Origin of the sequence: Acetobacter cerevisiae (genome assembly GCF_001580535.1) — a bacterium.
Taxonomy (GTDB): Bacteria; Pseudomonadota; Alphaproteobacteria; order Acetobacterales; family Acetobacteraceae; genus Acetobacter; species Acetobacter cerevisiae.
Genome location: NZ_LHZA01000110.1, coordinates 1 through 17,785 on the forward strand (window position 1 = coordinate 1; position 17,785 = coordinate 17,785).

The 17,785-nt window shown below is 55.6% G+C and carries 20 protein-coding genes and 1 riboswitch; of the genes, 13 read left to right on the plus strand and 7 right to left on the minus strand.

Annotated elements, in window-relative coordinates; all coding sequences use genetic code 11:
* Positions 1 to 238 (plus strand): aldehyde dehydrogenase family protein (locus tag AD928_RS02710; protein WP_156470074.1); only part of this gene is annotated, 238 nt, incomplete at its 5' end.
* Positions 239 to 592: 354 nt separating this feature from the next.
* On the opposite strand, the gene chrA is transcribed toward AD928_RS02710, so the two are convergent.
* Both chrA and AD928_RS02720 read right to left on the minus strand, forming a co-directional pair.
* Complete coding sequence (chrA, locus tag AD928_RS02715; RefSeq protein WP_061499375.1) at positions 593 to 1,813, minus strand: chromate efflux transporter; 1,221 nt, start codon at positions 1,811 to 1,813, stop codon at positions 593 to 595.
* A 163-nt stretch (positions 1,814 to 1,976) separates the two neighbouring features.
* A complete protein-coding gene (locus AD928_RS02720) occupies positions 1,977 to 2,546 on the minus strand; it encodes a cytochrome b (RefSeq protein ID WP_062248091.1) in 570 nt (189 codons plus the stop codon).
* A gap of 196 nt (positions 2,547 to 2,742) precedes the next feature.
* Here AD928_RS02720 and AD928_RS02725 point away from each other — a divergent pair, with 196 nt between their 5' ends.
* The 8 genes from AD928_RS02725 (at position 2,743) to mazF (ending at position 8,166) form a co-directional block, all read left to right on the plus strand.
* Positions 2,743 to 3,438 carry a VIT1/CCC1 transporter family protein gene (locus AD928_RS02725; protein ID WP_043550858.1) on the plus strand — a complete coding sequence of 232 codons (696 nt, stop codon included), beginning with the start codon at positions 2,743 to 2,745 and terminating at the stop codon, positions 3,436 to 3,438.
* A 77-nt stretch (positions 3,439 to 3,515) separates the two neighbouring features.
* Entirely contained in the window at positions 3,516 to 3,869 is a 354-nt protein-coding gene (locus AD928_RS02730) for an ArsR/SmtB family transcription factor (RefSeq protein ID WP_062248072.1), read from the plus strand.
* On the plus strand, positions 3,866 to 4,288 hold the full coding sequence (gene arsC, locus AD928_RS02735; RefSeq protein ID WP_062248074.1) for an arsenate reductase (glutaredoxin): 423 nt from the start codon (positions 3,866 to 3,868) through the stop codon (positions 4,286 to 4,288). Before AD928_RS02730 ends, arsC begins: the two co-directional genes overlap by 4 nt.
* Complete coding sequence (locus AD928_RS02740; protein WP_003631075.1) at positions 4,288 to 5,583, plus strand: arsenic transporter; 1,296 nt, start codon at positions 4,288 to 4,290, stop codon at positions 5,581 to 5,583. The genes arsC and AD928_RS02740 overlap by 1 nt, the downstream gene beginning before the upstream one ends.
* Positions 5,584 to 5,606: 23 nt before the next feature.
* On the plus strand, positions 5,607 to 6,305 hold the full coding sequence (gene arsH, locus AD928_RS02745; protein WP_025440028.1) for an arsenical resistance protein ArsH: 699 nt from the start codon (positions 5,607 to 5,609) through the stop codon (positions 6,303 to 6,305).
* An 8-nt stretch (positions 6,306 to 6,313) separates the two neighbouring features.
* Positions 6,314 to 7,369 carry an ArsO family NAD(P)H-dependent flavin-containing monooxygenase gene (locus AD928_RS02750; protein WP_007397880.1) on the plus strand — a complete coding sequence of 352 codons (1,056 nt, stop codon included), beginning with the start codon at positions 6,314 to 6,316 and terminating at the stop codon, positions 7,367 to 7,369.
* A gap of 224 nt (positions 7,370 to 7,593) precedes the next feature.
* A complete protein-coding gene (locus tag AD928_RS02755) occupies positions 7,594 to 7,836 on the plus strand; it encodes an AbrB/MazE/SpoVT family DNA-binding domain-containing protein (protein WP_003618721.1) in 243 nt (80 codons plus the stop codon).
* On the plus strand, positions 7,837 to 8,166 hold the full coding sequence (gene mazF, locus AD928_RS14380; protein WP_003618720.1) for an endoribonuclease MazF: 330 nt from the start codon (positions 7,837 to 7,839) through the stop codon (positions 8,164 to 8,166).
* 102 nt (positions 8,167 to 8,268) lie between these two features.
* On the opposite strand, the gene AD928_RS02760 is transcribed toward mazF, so the two are convergent.
* The 3 genes from AD928_RS02760 to AD928_RS02770 all read right to left on the minus strand — a co-directional run bounded on the left by AD928_RS02760 (position 8,269) and on the right by AD928_RS02770 (position 11,526).
* Positions 8,269 to 9,168 carry a LysR family transcriptional regulator gene (locus tag AD928_RS02760; protein ID WP_062248077.1) on the minus strand — a complete coding sequence of 300 codons (900 nt, stop codon included), beginning with the start codon at positions 9,166 to 9,168 and terminating at the stop codon, positions 8,269 to 8,271.
* 318 nt (positions 9,169 to 9,486) lie between these two features.
* Positions 9,487 to 10,515 (minus strand): methionine synthase, encoded by a 1,029-nt coding sequence (locus AD928_RS02765; RefSeq protein ID WP_062248080.1) that lies wholly within the window; start codon positions 10,513 to 10,515, stop codon positions 9,487 to 9,489.
* A gap of 27 nt (positions 10,516 to 10,542) precedes the next feature.
* Complete coding sequence (locus AD928_RS02770) at positions 10,543 to 11,526, minus strand: DUF1852 domain-containing protein (RefSeq protein WP_062248082.1); 984 nt, start codon at positions 11,524 to 11,526, stop codon at positions 10,543 to 10,545.
* A 237-nt stretch (positions 11,527 to 11,763) separates the two neighbouring features.
* Positions 11,764 to 11,995, plus strand: a riboswitch (cobalamin riboswitch).
* A 328-nt stretch (positions 11,996 to 12,323) separates the two neighbouring features.
* On the opposite strand from AD928_RS02770, the gene AD928_RS02775 reads away from it, so the two are divergent.
* The 4 genes from AD928_RS02775 (at position 12,324) to AD928_RS02785 (ending at position 16,023) form a co-directional block, all read left to right on the plus strand.
* Complete coding sequence (locus tag AD928_RS02775) at positions 12,324 to 13,418, plus strand: Rieske 2Fe-2S domain-containing protein (RefSeq protein ID WP_062248084.1); 1,095 nt, start codon at positions 12,324 to 12,326, stop codon at positions 13,416 to 13,418.
* Entirely contained in the window at positions 13,415 to 13,795 is a 381-nt protein-coding gene (locus tag AD928_RS02780) for a hypothetical protein (RefSeq protein ID WP_233419909.1), read from the plus strand. The genes AD928_RS02775 and AD928_RS02780 overlap by 4 nt, the downstream gene beginning before the upstream one ends.
* Before the next feature lie 18 nt (positions 13,796 to 13,813).
* Positions 13,814 to 14,092 (plus strand): hypothetical protein, encoded by a 279-nt coding sequence (locus AD928_RS14385; protein WP_233419910.1) that lies wholly within the window; start codon positions 13,814 to 13,816, stop codon positions 14,090 to 14,092.
* Between the two features lie 593 nt (positions 14,093 to 14,685).
* Entirely contained in the window at positions 14,686 to 16,023 is a 1,338-nt protein-coding gene (locus AD928_RS02785) for a Fic family protein (RefSeq protein ID WP_062248086.1), read from the plus strand.
* A 378-nt stretch (positions 16,024 to 16,401) separates the two neighbouring features.
* Here AD928_RS02785 and crcB read toward each other — a convergent pair whose 3' ends face one another.
* Both crcB and AD928_RS02795 read right to left on the minus strand, forming a co-directional pair.
* Entirely contained in the window at positions 16,402 to 16,815 is a 414-nt protein-coding gene (crcB, locus tag AD928_RS02790) for a fluoride efflux transporter CrcB (protein ID WP_061490415.1), read from the minus strand.
* 24 nt (positions 16,816 to 16,839) lie between these two features.
* Positions 16,840 to 17,658 carry a universal stress protein gene (locus tag AD928_RS02795; protein WP_062248089.1) on the minus strand — a complete coding sequence of 273 codons (819 nt, stop codon included), beginning with the start codon at positions 17,656 to 17,658 and terminating at the stop codon, positions 16,840 to 16,842.
* Positions 17,659 to 17,785 lie beyond the last annotated feature (127 nt).

A 17,785-nucleotide genomic window follows, 5' to 3' on the forward strand; every position in this document is an offset into this window, starting at 1 on the left:
TTTAAGTGTTGCCAGTTCAACAGCTTACGGCCTCGGCGGGTCCGTGTTCTCCCGTGATCTTACACGTGCCGAAAAAGTGGCTGAACAGGTCGAGACCGGCATGATGTTCATCAACACAGCCACGGCTGCTGCACCGGAACTGCCTTTTGGCGGGATCAAGAACTCAGGCTTTGGCCGCGAACTGTCCTTCCTCGGCATTGAGGAGTTCATCAATCGCAAGCTGATCCGCGTCGCCTGACAGGCATGATGCCGTTTCCTGTCCCGGATAAACTCCTGTCCGGGACAAATCTGCTCTGCCCAAAAAGGCAAATGTCGACAGTGGTCGAGTGATACTGGCGAATGGTGCATGTCTGTTTTGCGAACCGGACAATTAGGCATCAAATGGCAGACATGAGGGCGACTGCCGCCAGTCTGCTTAATTCTTGAAGCCGACAGGCAGATTTGGGGGGTAAACTGCCTGTCCGTTTTCTGGCTGACTTACACAGGAAACGGCCGAAACATGGCCCTTATAACGACGCGCCATTATTGAAGTGTGCGTTGAAAAACGGTATGGCGATCACGCGTCGATGCACGTCGCTGACTGAACATTTCATTATGCCGCCTGCCCAATGACGACCCCTCCCAGCGCGCTGATACCGACTACCACCAGGGGTGGCGCCCGCCAGACGGTCAGCAGGACGAAACCGACCAGCACGATCCCGAAATCCGCCGCCGACCTGACCGCGCTCGTCCAGACCGGTGTATAGAGCGCCGCCCCCAGCAGGCCCACGACCGCTGCGTTGACGCCGCGCATCGTCGCCTGAACGGCCCGCTGGCTGCGGAAGGTGTCCCAGAAGGGCAAAGCTCCGATCAGGACCAGGATGCCCGGCAGAAAGATGCCGAAAAGACCGAAAGCGGCACCGGCAACACCGTGGGGAGATTGCCCGACGACCGCGCCGAGATAGGCCGCGAACGTGAAAAGCGGCCCCGGAACCGCCTGTGCCGCGCCATAACCGGCGAGAAAGGTGTCGTCGCTGACCCAGCCCGATGTCACGAAAGCCTCGTGCAGCAAGGGCAGCACGACATGACCGCCACCGAACACGAGCGCGCCTGACCGGTAGAAGGCGTCGAACAGGGAAACGCCCTCTGGTGCGCCATGGCAGGCGAGAACGGGCAGACCGAAGAGCAACGCCAGAAAGAGAGCCAGTGCGACGATCCCTGCACGATGCGATACGGGCACTGTAATATGCTCGCCATCTGACGTCTGCACAGAGCGGCAAAGCCACAAGCCGGCGAGGCCCCCGAGAACGATGGCCGCGATCTGGGCAAGCGGTGAGATGGCGAACAGAACGATGAGCGCGGCCGTGACCGCGATCGAAGCTCGCGTCCGGTCCGGACACAGCGTGCGCGCCATGCCCCATACGGCCTGTGCGACGATGGCGACGGCGACGAGTTTCAGTCCATGCAGAAGGCCTGCACCAGTCGGGCCGGCAAGCGCGTTCGCGCCATAGGCGAAGAGGACCAGTATAAGTGCCGAAGGCAGGGTGAACCCCGCCCACGCCGCAAAACCGCCTGCATAACCGGCCCGCATCAGGCCAATGGAAAATCCCACCTGGCTGCTCGCGGGACCGGGCAGGAACTGACACAGCCCGACGAGATCGGCATAGGCGCGCTCATTGAGCCACCGGCGTCGGACGACGAATTCGTCCCGGAAATACCCGATATGCGCGATCGGCCCGCCGAAGCAGGTGACGCCCAGCCTGAGAAAGATGAGGAGCACCTCAAGAGCCGACCCCGGTCTTTCTGGTCCCACGCCACGCGGCACGATCGTCATTGAGTCGATACTTTCTTATTTTCCCGTTCGACAGGAGACAATTCCCATGAACCGGCATTCATGTGGAGCTGCTGATGACAACAAAAAATCATCACTTCTGGCTTGTTGGCGGCCCAGCATCACGGTGTGCCCAGTCATACAATCAGACAGGATACTGACCGCCTCACTGACGGAGCAAGAAACACTGCGGCAACATGCGCCCGAGAACTTTGTCCTTCAGGACGAACTGATGAAAAAGCGCCGCCGCGCCATGACCTGTCGCAAGACCCATAATCAACCAGGCGTTCCAGTAATGTAGCGTCTGAAACCACGTCACGGTTTCCGCCGGGAACCGCGCGAACGGGGATGGAATCAGGAGGCCGAAAAAACTCATCGTCTGCCCGGCACCCCATCGCCAGAGATAGCCCAGCAAGATTTCCGCCAGAAGCAGCACATAGAGCGTGTACTCTGCTCCAAGGGCGAATACCCGGTCCACAGGCACGAGAAGGTCCGACAGATGCCGGCCTTTCGTCAGACGCCAGACAATGCGGAACACCATAATTGCGGTCAGCAGGATGCCGGCTGTCAGATGCGCGACCACCATCAGATGATGGACGGGTTTTGTTGGCCAGTTCCAGGTTTCGCCAAGAGCAAACTGAAGCAGCACCAGAAAGGCCGTCATCCAGTGAAGGATGATCGTCGGCCTGTCGTAACGCAGCAGGCTATCTGTGATGTCCGGCGTTGAACAAGGCATATACGTCTCGGCAAAAAAGAACCCTGAATCCACTTCCGTATCATGCTTACCTGACAGGATTCTGAACAGAACAGATTTTCCTAAAACATAAATAATATTGAAAATAACTCGCAATATCAGAATGAAATATCTGTTGTCGCGGCAAATGATGCATCTTAACCTTTATTTGTATTCACCAGAAGCAGCAGGTCATCTTATGTCGCGTCTCCATCCTTTGGCCGAACGTCATGCCGTCGAGAAACTGGGATGGCTGCGTGCGGCTGTTCTCGGCGCCAATGACGGAACGCTGTCGACCGGCAGCCTCATCGTCGGCGTTGCCAGTTCTCATGCGACACGCGGCAGCATTCTCGTCGCGGGACTGTCCGCGCTTGTCGCGGGCGCCCTGTCCATGGCGGCGGGCGAGTATGTCTCGGTCAGTTCCCAGGCCGATTCCGAACACGCCGACATCGCCCGCGAGAAACAGGAACTGGTCACGGACTGGGAGGGCGAAGTCACCGAACTGGCCGGGATTTATCAGAAGAGAGGGCTGGATGAAGACCTCTCGCGCAAGGTCGCCGTTGCCCTCATGAAGCATGATGCGCTCGGTGCCCATGCAAGGGATGAACTGGGTCTGTCCGAAGCCACGGCGGCACGACCCATACAGGCGGCATTCGCCTCGGCAACCGCCTTTTCATCCGGAGCACTACTGCCTGTGCTGGCGGCGGTTCTGACGCCCGTGGCGTGGGTGTCCTGGGGCGTGTCCCTGACGTCCGTCGTGGTTCTCGCTGTTCTGGGGGTCGTTGGCGCGATTGCCGGCGGCGCAGCGCCTCTGCGCCCAGCACTGCGTGTGACGTTCTGGGGTATTGTGGCAATGATCGTCACGGGCGGGATCGGCCGCCTGTTCGGCGTGTGAAGCCGCGTTCCAAGCTCTGAACGAGGCATGTCCTGGGTAGTCTTGACTTCATCCCATATATCTGTGATCGTCGATTTATGGATACAGAATCCGCACTCTCGGCCCTCAACGCGCTGTCCCAGTCCACGCGGCTGGAGATCTTCCGCCTGCTGGTGCGCCACGAACCGGACGGACTACCCGCCGGAGATGTCGCGCGGCATCTCGATGTCCCGCAGAACACGATCTCGGCCCATCTTGCCACCCTGACCCGTGCCGGCCTGCTGACCTCGCAGCGCCACAGCCGGCTGATCGTCTATCGTGCGCGCCTTCCGCGCTTGCGCGACCTGATGCTCTTCCTCGTAAGAGACTGCTGTGCGGGCAGCTCCGAACTCTGCGCGCCCCTGGTCGCGAACCTGTCCTCCTGCTGCCCATCCCGGGAATCCTGCCCATGACCATCACGATCTACCACAATCCGGCCTGCGGCACGTCGCGCAACGTGCTGGCACTGATCCGCAACAGCGGCGAGGAGCCCCGGATCATCGAATATCTGAAAACGCCGCCGAGCCGGGCCGAACTGGTCGATCTGATCGCCCGTATGGGGCTTCCGGTGCGCTCGGTCCTGCGGGAAAAGGGCACGCCCTTTCACGAGCTCGGCCTCGATAATCCGACCCTGACGGACGATACGCTGATCGACGCCATGATCGCACACCCGATCCTGATGAACCGGCCGATCGTCGTCCCCCCCCTCGGTGTTGCGCTCTGCCGTCCGTCCGAGGCGGCTCTGGAAATCCTGCCCAACCCGCAGCGGGGCGCTTTCGTCAAAGAGGACGGCGAGAAGATCGTCGATGAATCCGGAAAGCGGATCTCCTGATGCTGGCTCTTCTGCTTTTCGTTGTCACGCTGGTTTTTGTCATCTGGCAGCCTCGGGGGCTGGGCATCGGCTGGAGCGCAATGGCAGGTGCCGCCGTGGCCTTGGCGGCTGGCGTGATCCACTGGCATGACATTCCTGTCGTCTGGCACATCGTCTGGGACGCGACCTTCACCTTTATCGCGCTGATCGTCATCTCGCTGTTGCTGGATGAGGCAGGGTTCTTCCATTGGGCCGCCCTGCACGTCGTACGCTGGGGCAAAGGGCGAGGCCGGACGCTATTCCCGCTGATCGTGGTGCTGGGAGCGGCCATTGCAGCGGTTTTCGCCAATGACGGCGCGGCGCTGCTGCTGACGCCCATTGTCATCGCTATCCTGACGCAACTGCGCCTGAGCCATGGCGCGGCGCTGGCCTTTATTATCGCCACTGGGTTCGTCGCGGATACCACCAGCCTGCCGCTTGTCATTTCCAACCTGGTGAACATCGTCAGCGCCAATTTCTTTGGCATTGCGTTTGATCGCTATGCCGCGATCATGGTCCCTGTCGATCTGGTGGCGCTGGGCGCGACGCTGGCTGTGCTTTGGCTGTGGTACCGGCGGCAGGTGCCTGCGACCTATCCCGTCGCCGAACTGCCAGCACCCGCTGCGGCAATTCGTGACCACCATGTATTTCGGGCGGCATTTCCGCTGCTGGTCCTCGTTCTGGCGGCCTATTTCCTGACAGCGCCGTTTCATATCCCGGTCTGTGTTGTAGCCTGTCTGGCCGCCGGAACCCTGTTGCTCGTCGCCGGATATGGCCGGGTGATCCCTGTTCGCAAGGTGCTGATGGGCGCACCATGGCAGATCGTGATCTTCTCGCTGGGCATGTATCTGGTGGTGTATGGCCTGCGCAATGCCGGGCTGACCGACTACCTTGCGGCCGCACTGGTCTGGCTTGGCCATCAGGGGCCGTTCATCGCCACCATCGGCGCCGGCTTTCTGGCGGCTGTTCTGTCGTCCATCATGAACAATATGCCGAGTGTGCTGGTCGGGGCACTGGCGATCCAGCAGGCGCACGACATCACGCCGCTGACACGCGACCTGATGGTCTATGCCAACATCATCGGCTGCGACCTCGGGCCGAAATTCACGCCGATCGGCAGTCTCGCGACACTGCTCTGGCTGCATGTGCTGGCGTCCAGGAACCATCGGGTCACGTGGGGGCAATATATGAAGGTGGGTCTGGTGATCACACCTCCCGTCCTGCTGGTCACACTCCTGGCGCTGGCCCTGTGGCTGCCTCTAATCAGCCAGCCGTAATGCATGAATGGACCGATATCACAATGACCGAACCTGACTTGCCGGCCCTTCACCCCGAATATCTTGAACAGGTCGATCTCGCGCGGCTGGAACCGCAACCGCGTGTGGACCATCCGCCGCGTATCCTTCTGCTCTATGGCTCTTTACGCCCCCGATCCTTCAGCCGGTTGCTGGTGCTTGAGGCAGAACGCATCCTGAAGGTGCTGGGGGCCGAGACACGGGTGTTCGACCCGACCGGCCTGCCGGTAGCGGATTCCGTGCCCGCAAGTCATTCGAAGGTGCGGGAACTGCGGGAACTCTCGATCTGGTCTGAAGGCCAGGTCTGGTGCAGCCCCGAACGGCACGGCAACATCACTGCCGTGTTCAAGAACCAGATCGACTGGTTGCCGCTGACCGAAGGCTCGATCCGCCCGACGCAGGGCCGCACGCTGGCGGTCATGCAGGTTTCGGGCGGATCGCAGAGCTTCAATTCCGTCAATGCCCTACGGGTGCTGGGCCGGTGGATGCGGATGTTCACCGTCCCCAATCAGTCCAGCGTGCCGATGGCCTATACCCAGTTCGGTGACGATGACCGGATGAAGCCATCCCCCCTCTATGACCGGATGGTAGATGTCATGGAGGAGCTGATGAAGTTCACATGGCTGCTGCGCGACCGGGCCGACTACCTCGTTGATCGCTACAGCGAACGCAAGGCGGAATTCCGTCTCCCGGAAAGTCTGTGAGCCGGGCAATGGCGGAACAGTTCGATGTTGTGATCGTGGGAGGCGGTCAGGCGGCCCTCGCCGCGTCGTATTTTCTACGACGGACCGGACTGCGTTACGTCATTCTTGATAACGGGACGCAGGCGGGTGGTGCATGGGTGCATGGCTGGGACTCCCTGCATCTGTTTTCACCCGCGTCCTACAGTTCGCTGCCCGGCTGGCCGATGCCAGACACGCCGGATGGCGGCTATCCGACCCGTGACGAGGTGTTGGACTATCTGCACCGCTACGAGGCGCGCTATGCGCCGCCGATCCGCCGTCCGGTCATGGTCGAGTGTGTGGAGCGCGCGAACGGAAAACTTCTGACTGTCAGAACCAGCGCGGGTGATTTTCTTGGCCGTGCGGTTATCGGGGCGACCGGTACGTGGTCAGCCCCCTTTGTTCCCGATGTCGCGGGGCGTGACCTCTTCGGCGGGACGCAACTCCATTCCAGCCATTACCGGAATGCCGCGCCCTTTGCCGGCCGACGTGTACTGGTGGTGGGTGGGGGCAACTCCGGGGCACAGATTATGGCGGAGCTGTCGCTTGTCGCTCAGGCAACATGGGTCACGCTGCATGATCCCATCTTTCTGCCGGATGACGTGGACGGACGGGTCCTGTTCGAGCGGGCGACCGCTCGCGTTCTCGGCGGCCCGTCGGCCATGCCCACCAGCGGCTTTGGCGATATCGTCATGGTCCCACCTGTGCGCGCCGCCAGGGAGCGAGGCGTGCTCCACGCGGTGCGCCCGTTTGTACGTGTGACGGCGACGGGCGTCGTCTGGCCCGACGGGCGGGAAGAAGCCATCGATAGGATCATCTGGTGTACCGGCTTCCGACCCGCGCTCGGTGTATTTGCATCACTCGACGTGATCGAGCCGGACGGCTTGATCCGTGTTAACGGGCAGCAGGCCGTCAGGGAGCCACGTCTCTGGCTGCTGGGTTATGGCTCCTGGTGTGGGCCCGCATCCGCCACGCTGCTGGGCGCCGGCCGTGTCGCCAGATCCATGGTCCGGCAACTGGCGGCCTGGCTTGCGTCGCCGATATAGAAGGTCTGCTTATCGAAACTTTGAGCAAGTCTGAACACGGCCGAGAAGAGGCGACTGCCGCCAGTCTGCTTAATTCTTGAAGCCGACAGGCAGATTTGGGGGGGGAAAGCGGAAGGTCCGGTTTGCATACCTGGCTCATTGGAAGCGGACATTGGCTACTTTTAGCTTGAAACAGAAGTGGCCGAAGGTGTATCTACAATGTAGACACACAAAGGAGAGATCCAATGCATGGGACCGTTCGCAAATGGGGGAACAGCGCTGCCATCCGTCTACCAGCCAATATCCTTGAAGCGGTTCACCTACAGATCAATCAGGCTGTTGATGTCCGGGAAGAAGATGGGCGTATCATCATTCAACCGGTTCACCCTGCTGTCCTTTCGCTGGACACCCTGACTGCCGCCATCACGGATGATAACCGTCACGGTGAAGTGAGTTTTGGGCCTGAAATTGGCGGAGAGATCTGGTAAATGTCAGCATGGGTGCCAGATTGCGGAGACATCGTCTGGCTGGAGTTTGATCCTCAGGCAGGGCGTGAACAATCTGGGCATCGCCCGGCTGTGGTGCTTTCGCCAGTTAGTTACAACAAAAAATCTGGTATGATTGTTTGTTGCCCGACAACGACAAAAATCAAAGGGTATCCCTTTGAAGTGCCTTTGACAGGAGAGCCGACAAGCGTGGTTCTCTCTGATCAGGTTCGCAGTCTTGATTGGCGCGCCAGACGAGCAAAGCATAAAGGTCGGGTCTCCGAAAGAGAACTGGAAGCGGTGCGCGAACGAACAAGACTACTCGTCGGGTGACTGGGGGAAGCGGAATGTCCGGTGTCGAAAGTAAAACCGAGAAATCGGACATTGTAAAAGAAAAACACGAGGAGATTCCAAGCGTGAATTTTGGAAAATTACTTAAGTTACCAAAGAAGGTAAAGCAGCGAATTCGATAAAGTCCTGCAGATATCGGACCTCTTCATCGGTTTCGCGGCAACCAAGAAATATCTGCTTTGCAATGCCCTTTTTACCAAGCTTCATCGGGTAAAGGTCAAAGCGTGGGGCATACTCTTCCACAAGCCAGCGTGGAAGTGCTGCAACGCCCCTTCCATGCGCCACCATCACCAGCATGATATCCGTGGTTTCAATCTGTTTCTGCTGTCGTGGGCCAATACCAGCAGGCTGTAGAAACTGCGTATAGATATCCAGCCGCTCGGACGGAACAGGGTAGGTGATCAATGTTTCGCCAGCAAGCTGTTCCGGCAAGATGAACTTCTCATTCCGAAGAGGATGTTCAGGGCCAACGGCCAGAACGAGTTCATAATCGAAGACCGGTGTGAATTTCAGGCCGGGTTTGTAAAGCGGATCAGGGGTGACCACGATGTCAATCTCATTGCTGAACAACGCGCCAATACCGCCAAACTGGAACTTCTGCCGTACATCCACGTCAACTTTGGGCCATCGCTCCAGATACGGGGAGACGACTTTCAGAAGCCACTGATAGCAGGGATGACACTCCATGCCGATGCGGAGTGTACCACGCCCGCCATTTGCGAACTGTTCAAGGCGGCTTTCCGCCAGCTCAAATTGAGGAAGCAGGCGGTTCGCCAAAGCAAGCAGCCATTCGCCTGCCTGATTGAGCACAAGGGAGCGTCCCTCCCGCCGCCATATCTTTACTCCAAGCTGCTGTTCAATCTTGCGGATGGCGTGACTGAGCGCCGGCTGGGTTAGGTTCAGACGCATCCCTGCAGCCGTCAAAGAGCCTTCTCGCGCGACTTCCCGAATAATTGTCAGATGACTGCGCTCCAGAACACCCATGGTCTACCTCGCGAATGCACAGGATTCATATAATCATAAAAACATATCATTTTAGTTCACTCTCATAAAATTTTATCATGATGGTGTACATGATTCTTTTGGGACAGCTTTCCATCATCCCGACCAATAATCGTGGCCTCTTGTGCACTGAATCTGAATACAAATTCGACCTCCTACATGAAACATGCAGGGAAAGGTCCGGAGACTGTGTTTTCTTGACCACCGACACGAAGCGTCTCCTGCTTGCTCTGGGAAGACCGCATCGACATGGTCGCTTCTGCGTTTCTCCCTCTCTTGGCGTCCAGCTACGGCAGGTTGTCAGGCCGAAAGTTCTCTGCGAACGATTTCCGCACCCGCGCCCAGGGCATTGAGCTTGCCCCGCGCCACGTCGCGTGGCAAAGGAGCCATCCCGCAGTTGGTGCAGGGATAAAGCTTGTCGGCATCGACAAACTGAAGCGCTTTTCGCAGGATATCAGCGACTTTTTCGGGCGTCTCAATGGTGATGGTGGCCACATCAATGGCGCCCACCATCACCTTTTTCCCACGAATGAGTTCGATCAGATCCATCGGAACACGGGAATTCTGACATTCCAGCGAGATCAGATCGATATTGGATTTCTGGAGCTTGGGGAAAATCTCTTCATACTGCCGCCACTCTTCTCCAAGAGCATTTTTCCAGTCGATATTGGCTTTGATACCATAACCATAGCAGATATGGACGGCGGTTTCGCATTTCAGCCCTTCAATAGCCCGCTCCAAAGTGACGATGCCCCAGTCATTCACCTCATCAAAGAAAACATTGAAGGCAGGTTCATCGAACTGGATGATATCGACGCCAGCGGCTTCCAGTTCCCTCGCTTCCTGATTGAGGATTTTGGCAAATTCCCACGCCAGTTTTTCGCGGCTTTTGTAATGGCCGTCATAAAGCGTGTCGATCATGGTCATGGGACCAGGAAGCGCCCATTTGATGGGCTTCTTTGTCAGCGTGCGCAAAAACTTCGCATCCTCGACAAAGACAGGTTTCTCACGTGCCACAGCACCGACAACTGATGGGACACTGGCATCGTAACGGTTGCGAATTTTAACCGTCTGACGGTTCTCAAAGTCGACGCCGCTGAGATGCTCGATAAACGTCGTGACGAAATGCTGGCGCGTCTGTTCGCCATCGCTGACTATGTCAATGCAGGCCCGGTCCTGATCGTCCAGGGTCAGGCGCAGCGCATCCTGTTTACCTTCGACAAATTCCTCACCCTGCAATTTCCAGGGCGACCAGAGGGTCTTAGGTTTGGCGAGCCAGGGCGGCTTGGGCAGGCTACCAGCCGTTGAGGTGGGGAGCAGTGTTTTCATGAGAGATAACCTTGTGTTTCTGACTGATCAGGCGGCGTAGCTGGCAGACCACTGCTCAAGAACATCGTGATACGGTTCGATGAAATTCTCTTCCGTATACTTACCTTGTGCGGTTGCTAACTGACCCCGCTCTTCGCGGTCGTAAACAATGCGGGTGTTGGAATAATCCTGATGCTGCAGACTTGGCTTGTAACAGTCGCCTGCCGCAGCATTGGCGTTGTAGATTTCAGGGCGGTAGACCTTCTGAAAAGACTCCATCACACTGATGGTGCTGATAAGCTCAAGAGTCGAATAATCAGAGAGCAGGTCACCAAAAAAATAGAACGCCAATGGCGCTGCGCTATTGCGGGGCATGAAATAGCGGACCTGCATTCCCATTTTATTAAAATACTGATCTGTCAGAGAAAATTCACGCTGCTGGTATTCAACCCCCAGAACAGGATGCTGATTTTCAGTCCGATAATAGGTTCGGTTGGTTGAAACACTGAGGCATATAAGGGGAAGCTTCCTGAAATTCTTTCTGTAAGCGGTGGAATTCACAACGCTCTTAAAAAGATTTCCGTGCAGGTCTCCGTAATTTTGAGGAACGGTGAACTCTGCCTTGTTTTTATTGTAGTCGGGCAGCAGCACACTGAAATCATAATCCCGCACATATGAGGAAAAACTGTTTCCTGCGAGACCTTCTATGCGCCTGTTGGCCTTTTTATCGACAATCGTTGTGTACAGAACTTCGATCAGCGGAAAGCTTTCGTTCTTGCCGGCAAAGGCAAGGTCCATCTCAATGGAAACGATTTCAAGCTCGACGGAGTAGCGATCCCCCATGGGGTTGTCCCAATGCGCCAGACCATTGAAACGATTGTCAATCATCCTGAGCACGTTGCGCAGGTTTTCCTGACGGCTTTCTCCTCTTGCCAGATTGGCGAAATTGGTCGTGAGACGCGTTCTGCCGGATGGATGATAATTCTCATCGAAGCGAATGCGCTTTATTTCAAATGCGGTTTCCCTGATCATTGAAGCCTTCATCATGCCTGCCGTTAAGAGCCGTGCCTGCCTTATACCGGAAGACTTCATTGAGCAGAAATGATTTAAATTCATTAAACCATAAATATCACTCATGGAATGATGTGATCAGGGTGACGGCGAAAATGGATAAGATCAGAGACTGACCTGCTATCTAGCATGTAAAAAATCGATATCTGCCTTCTGTCGTTCCATCTTGCGCGCTATGTGCATCTGGCGACATGGTGCAAGGGCGAACGCTTCGATGGTCCCGCGCGAGCGGGTTAATAGGGAATACCGTCACGCACTGGGCAGATGACCGTCCAGAGGCATAGTCGGTGGCTGCTCCCGCAACTGTAGGCGGTATGCTGCTGGTTCGTTCACCTTGAACGTGGACCACTGTTCCCATAGGGGCGGGAAGGTTGGAACCAGTCGGCCATGATCCGTGAGCCAGGAGACCTGCCATCGTTCAGCCACCAACCGTCGGGCGGGATGACCGAAGGGAGGAGAGAAGTCTATGCCTGTCTGCCTCGTGCTTCCGCCATTCCTGCTGAAGCGGTCAACCGGATCTTTTCAGGCCACAGTCCCTTGCCTCATCAGATCTGACCGATATGCGCGACACATGTTCGTGCTGCTGAAAGCCCCTGGCCGTTAAGCACTTCGGATCCAGGAACCGGGCACTCACGCGCCTTGTCTGGTAGTGATAACGGTTACGCTTGCTCAGACAAAATGTGAGAGACGGGACGGCACTCCATACTGGAGCGTTACATCCTTTCGCCCTAGTCTGAGCCGGATGAAATGCCGAGGCAATGGAAAACGAATTTCATCAAACTTCAGAACATCCCGGGTGCGCAGAACACACTGATTTAAGGCGTATCAGAACCAATCCTGACTTCTGGTATCCCGTTGCATGGTCCCGTGAATTGAGAAGGGAGAAAGCAATCGATGTCCGGTTTGCCGGACGTCATATCGTTGTTGTCCGTCCAAAGAGCGGCGCACCTTACGCGTTGGACGGGCTATGCCCTCACCGGCAGGTTCTTTTGGGCAAAGGCGACGTGCATGGTGACGCAATAAGCTGCATCGCTCATGGTCTGAGATATAACAGGGACGGCCAGTGTGTTTCGTCCGATATCTCTGCCGAGGCACAATGTCTGCATCTCAGGACCTGGGCCTGCCGGGAAAAAGATGGGCTCATTTTTGTTTTCATGGGGGAGCAGTCTCTCGCGGACAAGACCCCGCTTCCTGACTTTCCAAGAGTAAGGGACAAGCGTTACCGCACGCGCCGCTTCGGTAAGGTCGTGAACTGTCATTACAGTTTCATGCATGAAAACCTGATGGATATGAATCATCAGGTTCTGCACAGTCGCCTTGTCGGCAAAATGAAGCCACGGTTTCTGGGAATGGATCACGGAGATGATTTTGTTGAGGCCCGTTACACGTTTGCACGAACGGGCGGCAAGCAGCCTCTGAGCGAGGCTTTGATCTACGGCCAGCGACGTCGCGACGGCCGCGATTTTGCCTATCGTGACGTCATGATCATCAGGACACAATATCCCTATCAGAGTCTGCGTATTGAAACGCAGGGGATTGAGGAACCCGTGATGGAATTGTGGATCTCATATGTCCCGCAGGACCGTGACGAGCTGACCAACCGTGTCTTCGGGCTGTTATCGATCAAACGATTGAAAATTCCTTTTTTACTGGATCTGGCGTGGCCAATACTGGTCGCCTTCACGGAGCGTGTCTTCTTTGAAGATCGTGAGATCGTTGAAATGGAGCAGGCTGCATGGAAAGATCTCGGTGGCGACCATAATCAGGAAGTCTTTCCGGTTATCAATCAACTTCGTGATCTGCTCAGACGATGTGGTCATGTGCCGGATGGCGCGGGGAAGGCAGTGCCATGAGGCCGCCATTTATCCGACCGCCTTCCCTTGTTCTCCATCCTTTGCTTGAAAAAATTATTCTCCTCGCACCCAACCGCACCTGTGTTCTTGCTTTCCTGGGGCAGAATGACTTTTTACCCGAAGAGGAACAATTGCAGCGGAATGGGTATGAGCTGTTCCAGATGATGGTTGCCGATTTACCAACTGTACATCAGGAACGCGGCAACCATCTGGAAGCACATTTCAGGCCACTACTGAATGCGGCCATGGAGATGGTCATGACGTTGCCCGACATGCCCGAAAACACATCCGGCACGTATTACGCGCAAGCCTATATTGCGGTTCAGAATCTGATCGGCGCGCAGAAAGCCGCAATGAGCATGTATTGTCGTGCATAGGATTGGAGGAGACGGCTCTTGAATAACGTCGTGAATTATCCTGTTCAAAGCGGGGCCGCCAGATCCTATCTGGCGGCAAAAAATCTCACCAAAGAGCAATGCCGCTTTATTCTCTCCCTTCCGATAAATGGCGATTACGGCGTGCCTGAAACGGACCGAGGCAGCATTCGCGCATCATTGATATTGATGGGATATGTGGCTGCCGGATTTTCCACGCGGTGGGGCTGTGCGGCCGCACGCCTTACGCGTAGAGGATGCATCATGCATCGAAAGTTGATTTCAGGCGATATTTTCTAATGGAATCAAATAGCAGCCTGAAAGGACGGAAGTGACGATAACCATCTAAGGGGCGGCCCAAATGTAGAGCCCAAAAACTGCGTAACAATCTACTCTAGGATTGATAAATAGATCAGGACGCAACGTCCGCTTTGCGCACGTTCTCGCGATCGTTCTAATGACCGAGATAAAGGCGACTGCCGCTAGTCTGCTTAATTCTTGAAGCCGACAGGCAGATTTGGGGGGGGAGCGGAATGTCTGCTTTGTGTAGGGCGATTAGTAAAACCGGACATGCATACGGACGCCCCCCCCCGCGAAGGCTTTCATCTCATTCCATTCGTCCAAATAACCCGTGAGATTTTCTGAAAGCCGACATTTGCTCATGAAACAAATAGGTGCCAGCCAATTGATTCAGAGCAAGTGCTCGAATTCCCCTCTGATCCAGAGCCTATCTGCGCATAACAACACTATGCTTTACTTTGGCTCGCGTGAATGACTGACAAGCAGACGACCGGTCAGTGAGTGAAATTACAAGAAAGGAGTTGCTCCATATTCACGATAACATACATAGGATCCATACAAGAATTTTCAATTTATGTTAGAGGAGGGCAATAATGCTCAGTTTTGATAGAAGCCCATATCTGTTGGAGCCTTCAGGTCTTTCAATGGTTGTCGACCGTTTGCGTGCTATAGAAGAGCGCATCGGCCTTCTACGAACGGCCGGTACCATCACAGAGCAAACGCTGACCGAGTATTACGGGCAGAAGCGTTTCGAGCAAGTCGCTGAGTCAAACGCGCTTGAGGGAAGCACTTTGTCTGTGGGGGAGACACAACTGGCCGTGATGAAAGGGATCACGATAACCGGGCATGATCCAGGATATGTTCGAGATGCTGTAGCCCTGGATAGCGCGCTTTCTCGTGTCGTTTCGCTTGCGCGCCAAAGAGACACTCCAACGGACATCAAACAACTCAAAGAAATTCATTCGCTCATTCTCGGAGATCGGCCTGGCGCAGGGATGTTCCGCTCTGAAAAGGTTACCATACGAGGCTCCCAGCATACACCGCCGCGAACATGGCAAGAAATTATGGCGCAGATGGAAGATTGGGAACGCTGGTCAATGGAAAATAAAGATGCCCCAGCACCGTTCAGATCCGCTGTCCTTCACGCTTGGCTCACCCATATCCATCCTTTTATCGACGGTAATGGCAGAGTGTCTAGGGCGATTGGAAATCTGGAGTTGATTAGGGCAGGTTACCCTCCCGTTATATTCAAGAAGAAGGAACGTGACCAATATTTACAGGGGCTGTCTGAGGGCGATATTGGTGGAGATATAAGGTCATTCATCGACCTTGTATTTGACAGGGTGGACGGATCTTTAACCGGACTTGAACTCTCCGCCAAAAAGGCTCAGAATTATAACCCAGTCCTTCAAAAAATTATCAAGCAGCAAGAAGATCAATTGTCAATTTGGTCCACTGCCCTCAAACTTCTAGCGAATATTATACAGTATCACTTGAATAGTGATTTGGATAAAGTTGGAGGGAAGGCTGATATAAAAGTGTTTGACGGCTTCCTTGACTTAGACGATTACATTGACCTTTGCGCAGGCCGTGGCATTTCGGGAGGGTGGGCATTTATCCTGAATATTCAGATTCCAGGTGTCTCAAAGCTGGATAAACTTGGCTATGTACAGCACAGAAGCGCCGATATGTTCCATCATTTGGGAAGGGAAGGCGGCCCGTCGCTCTATTGGTCTCACACAAACCCCTTGGGTTACCCGAAATGGGCGAGAGACGATGATGCGTCACCATTTGCCGTGGAGGTAACTGCCAAGCCAGGTAGTGGTGACGAATGGATAGCAAGACTGCCAGATGGTTCATTTACTGAGTTGAGCACCACGGAATTGGCTGTGCGCTTTGCCGACGCTTTACTTCGTCAAATCGGATCATGAAAACAGTCGACCGGCGGCTCATTGCCGCCGGTTAGGCACAAATTCATCAAAGGAGCGCACCATGACTGACAACCAGCCGGCCATTTTTTTATTTTGAGACTTAATGTCCGCTTTACGAATGACCAAATTCTTACCTAAGTGTCTTGGAAGAAGGCGATTGCCGCCTGTCTGCTTACGCCGCGCTAAGCGGACCTTCTGCTTACGCCTCATTTCGGACACAAGCCATGTTAAACGATCACCCGAAAAGCAGACGCTAATAGAAATATTATGACAAAGTAGCGCAATGCTACGGGCTTGTGTGGAAGCCTGTGTTATTCAACTAAGAGGAATGAGCGAATTTTCTGCTGCGTCCTTCTGACATGACATTATTCTTTCCGATCATCTAATTCCATGACTGGTATGATTGACGATCTGGGCGAGCATGAATCCGAGAAAGACTGCGATTGTGCCGAGCACAAGAGAAATCCCGACATTCAGGCAGGCCCTGCCGGGATGGCCGTTCTGAAGCAGATCAAAGGTCTGAAGACTGAATGACGAGAAGGTGGTGTAACCACCGCAGATCCCGACCATAAAAACCAGACGTGCCGTGTCGGAAACATGCATGCGACCACCTGCCGCCGTCAGGGCTGCAAACAGGGCTATGGCGAACGAGCCGGTGAAGTTGATCAGGATCGTACCCCACGGAAAGGTGTGGCTCCAGCGTGCGGTGGCCAGACCGACCCAGTAGCGTAGCAATGTGCCAGTGCCCCCCCCCAATTCGATCAGGAGTGCCGGAAAAATATTCGGCAGCATAAGCCTCTTTCCTGTTATCTGCGGTCAATGATGGGTCAGGATCGGAAGCGTGGCGTGTGAGAGGATATCCTGCGTCGGGCCGCCAAACAGCCACTCGATGAAATGCGGGCGGCTATAAGCGCCCATAACCAGAAGATCACCACCTGCCTTCAGGGCATGCTGTCGGATTTCTTCCCCCACATCGGATGAGGCAATGACAAAGCGATCAATCGCAACGGTAACGCCTTTTTGCCGGAGTTCTTCCGCGATGGGCGGTTCCGCTACCTCGTTTGCGCGGTCCTCGCCAATTACAATGCTGACATGGGACGCCCGCTCCAGAAAGGGCTGAGCAGCGGCCATGGCCCGCTCAAGGGCTGAGGACGGATGCCAGGCGATCACTGGATGTGCTCCGACGGTCTCATGATGCTGAAGTGACGCCACAATCACCGTGGCACCCGCGTCATATAACGCCCCGCTGAACGCCTGTGAGACCGCCTCGGGGTCTGACGAACGTGGACGGCTGAGAACGGTCATATCAGCATTCATGGCCTCACGCGCGATGGTTTTGCGGATATCCCCTGCGATTTCGATCCATTCGGTGGCCTGCTGGTCGATCAACCCGGCTTTCCACTTCTGGAAGATGTCGCGCAGGGCATCCGCTTTTGCGGAGACTTCCTGCGCAAAACGTTTTTCTTCTTCGGGGCTGGGCATTCCTTCATCTGGCGTCTGATAATCGGGATCGTCCTGAAGTTCAGGGTGGAGAACCCTGATCGGTGGGTGGCCAAGGCGTGCGGCCAGTTCCCCGGCAGTTTCAAGGGTATAGGTCGCGGTTTCGATGCGATCGAGGATGGCAAGAATGCGCATGGTCTTCCTCCTGAAATGATGGTGTCGCGCTGCTCTCTGTCAGGGCGTTGACTGTGTGGCGAAATGCCAGGATTCGGCGGGTTTGAAATAAAGCGACGTATCTCTCAGCAGTGCCTCGTGGGAGAGG

Bases quoted from the DNA above. Each gene is read 5' to 3' on its own strand.
- chrA (WP_061499375.1), bottom strand. From the start codon at position 1,813: ATGACGATCGTGCCGCGTGGCGTGGGACCAGAAAGACCGGGGTCGGCT.
- AD928_RS02720 (WP_062248091.1), bottom strand. From the start codon at position 2,546: ATGCCTTGTTCAACGCCGGACATCACAGATAGCCTGCTGCGTTACGAC.
- AD928_RS02725 (WP_043550858.1), top strand. From the start codon at position 2,743: ATGTCGCGTCTCCATCCTTTGGCCGAACGTCATGCCGTCGAGAAACTG.
- AD928_RS02730 (WP_062248072.1), top strand. From the start codon at position 3,516: ATGGATACAGAATCCGCACTCTCGGCCCTCAACGCGCTGTCCCAGTCC.
- arsC (WP_062248074.1), top strand. From the start codon at position 3,866: ATGACCATCACGATCTACCACAATCCGGCCTGCGGCACGTCGCGCAAC.
- AD928_RS02740 (WP_003631075.1), top strand. From the start codon at position 4,288: ATGCTGGCTCTTCTGCTTTTCGTTGTCACGCTGGTTTTTGTCATCTGG.
- arsH (WP_025440028.1), top strand. From the start codon at position 5,607: ATGACCGAACCTGACTTGCCGGCCCTTCACCCCGAATATCTTGAACAG.
- AD928_RS02750 (WP_007397880.1), top strand. From the start codon at position 6,314: ATGGCGGAACAGTTCGATGTTGTGATCGTGGGAGGCGGTCAGGCGGCC.
- AD928_RS02755 (WP_003618721.1), top strand. From the start codon at position 7,594: ATGCATGGGACCGTTCGCAAATGGGGGAACAGCGCTGCCATCCGTCTA.
- mazF (WP_003618720.1), top strand. From the start codon at position 7,837: ATGTCAGCATGGGTGCCAGATTGCGGAGACATCGTCTGGCTGGAGTTT.
- AD928_RS02760 (WP_062248077.1), bottom strand. From the start codon at position 9,168: ATGGGTGTTCTGGAGCGCAGTCATCTGACAATTATTCGGGAAGTCGCG.
- AD928_RS02765 (WP_062248080.1), bottom strand. From the start codon at position 10,515: ATGAAAACACTGCTCCCCACCTCAACGGCTGGTAGCCTGCCCAAGCCG.
- AD928_RS02770 (WP_062248082.1), bottom strand. From the start codon at position 11,526: ATGATCAGGGAAACCGCATTTGAAATAAAGCGCATTCGCTTCGATGAG.
- AD928_RS02775 (WP_062248084.1), top strand. From the start codon at position 12,324: ATGGAAAACGAATTTCATCAAACTTCAGAACATCCCGGGTGCGCAGAA.
- AD928_RS02780 (WP_233419909.1), top strand. From the start codon at position 13,415: ATGAGGCCGCCATTTATCCGACCGCCTTCCCTTGTTCTCCATCCTTTG.
- AD928_RS02785 (WP_062248086.1), top strand. From the start codon at position 14,686: ATGCTCAGTTTTGATAGAAGCCCATATCTGTTGGAGCCTTCAGGTCTT.
- crcB (WP_061490415.1), bottom strand. From the start codon at position 16,815: ATGCTGCCGAATATTTTTCCGGCACTCCTGATCGAATTGGGGGGGGGC.
- AD928_RS02795 (WP_062248089.1), bottom strand. From the start codon at position 17,658: ATGCGCATTCTTGCCATCCTCGATCGCATCGAAACCGCGACCTATACC.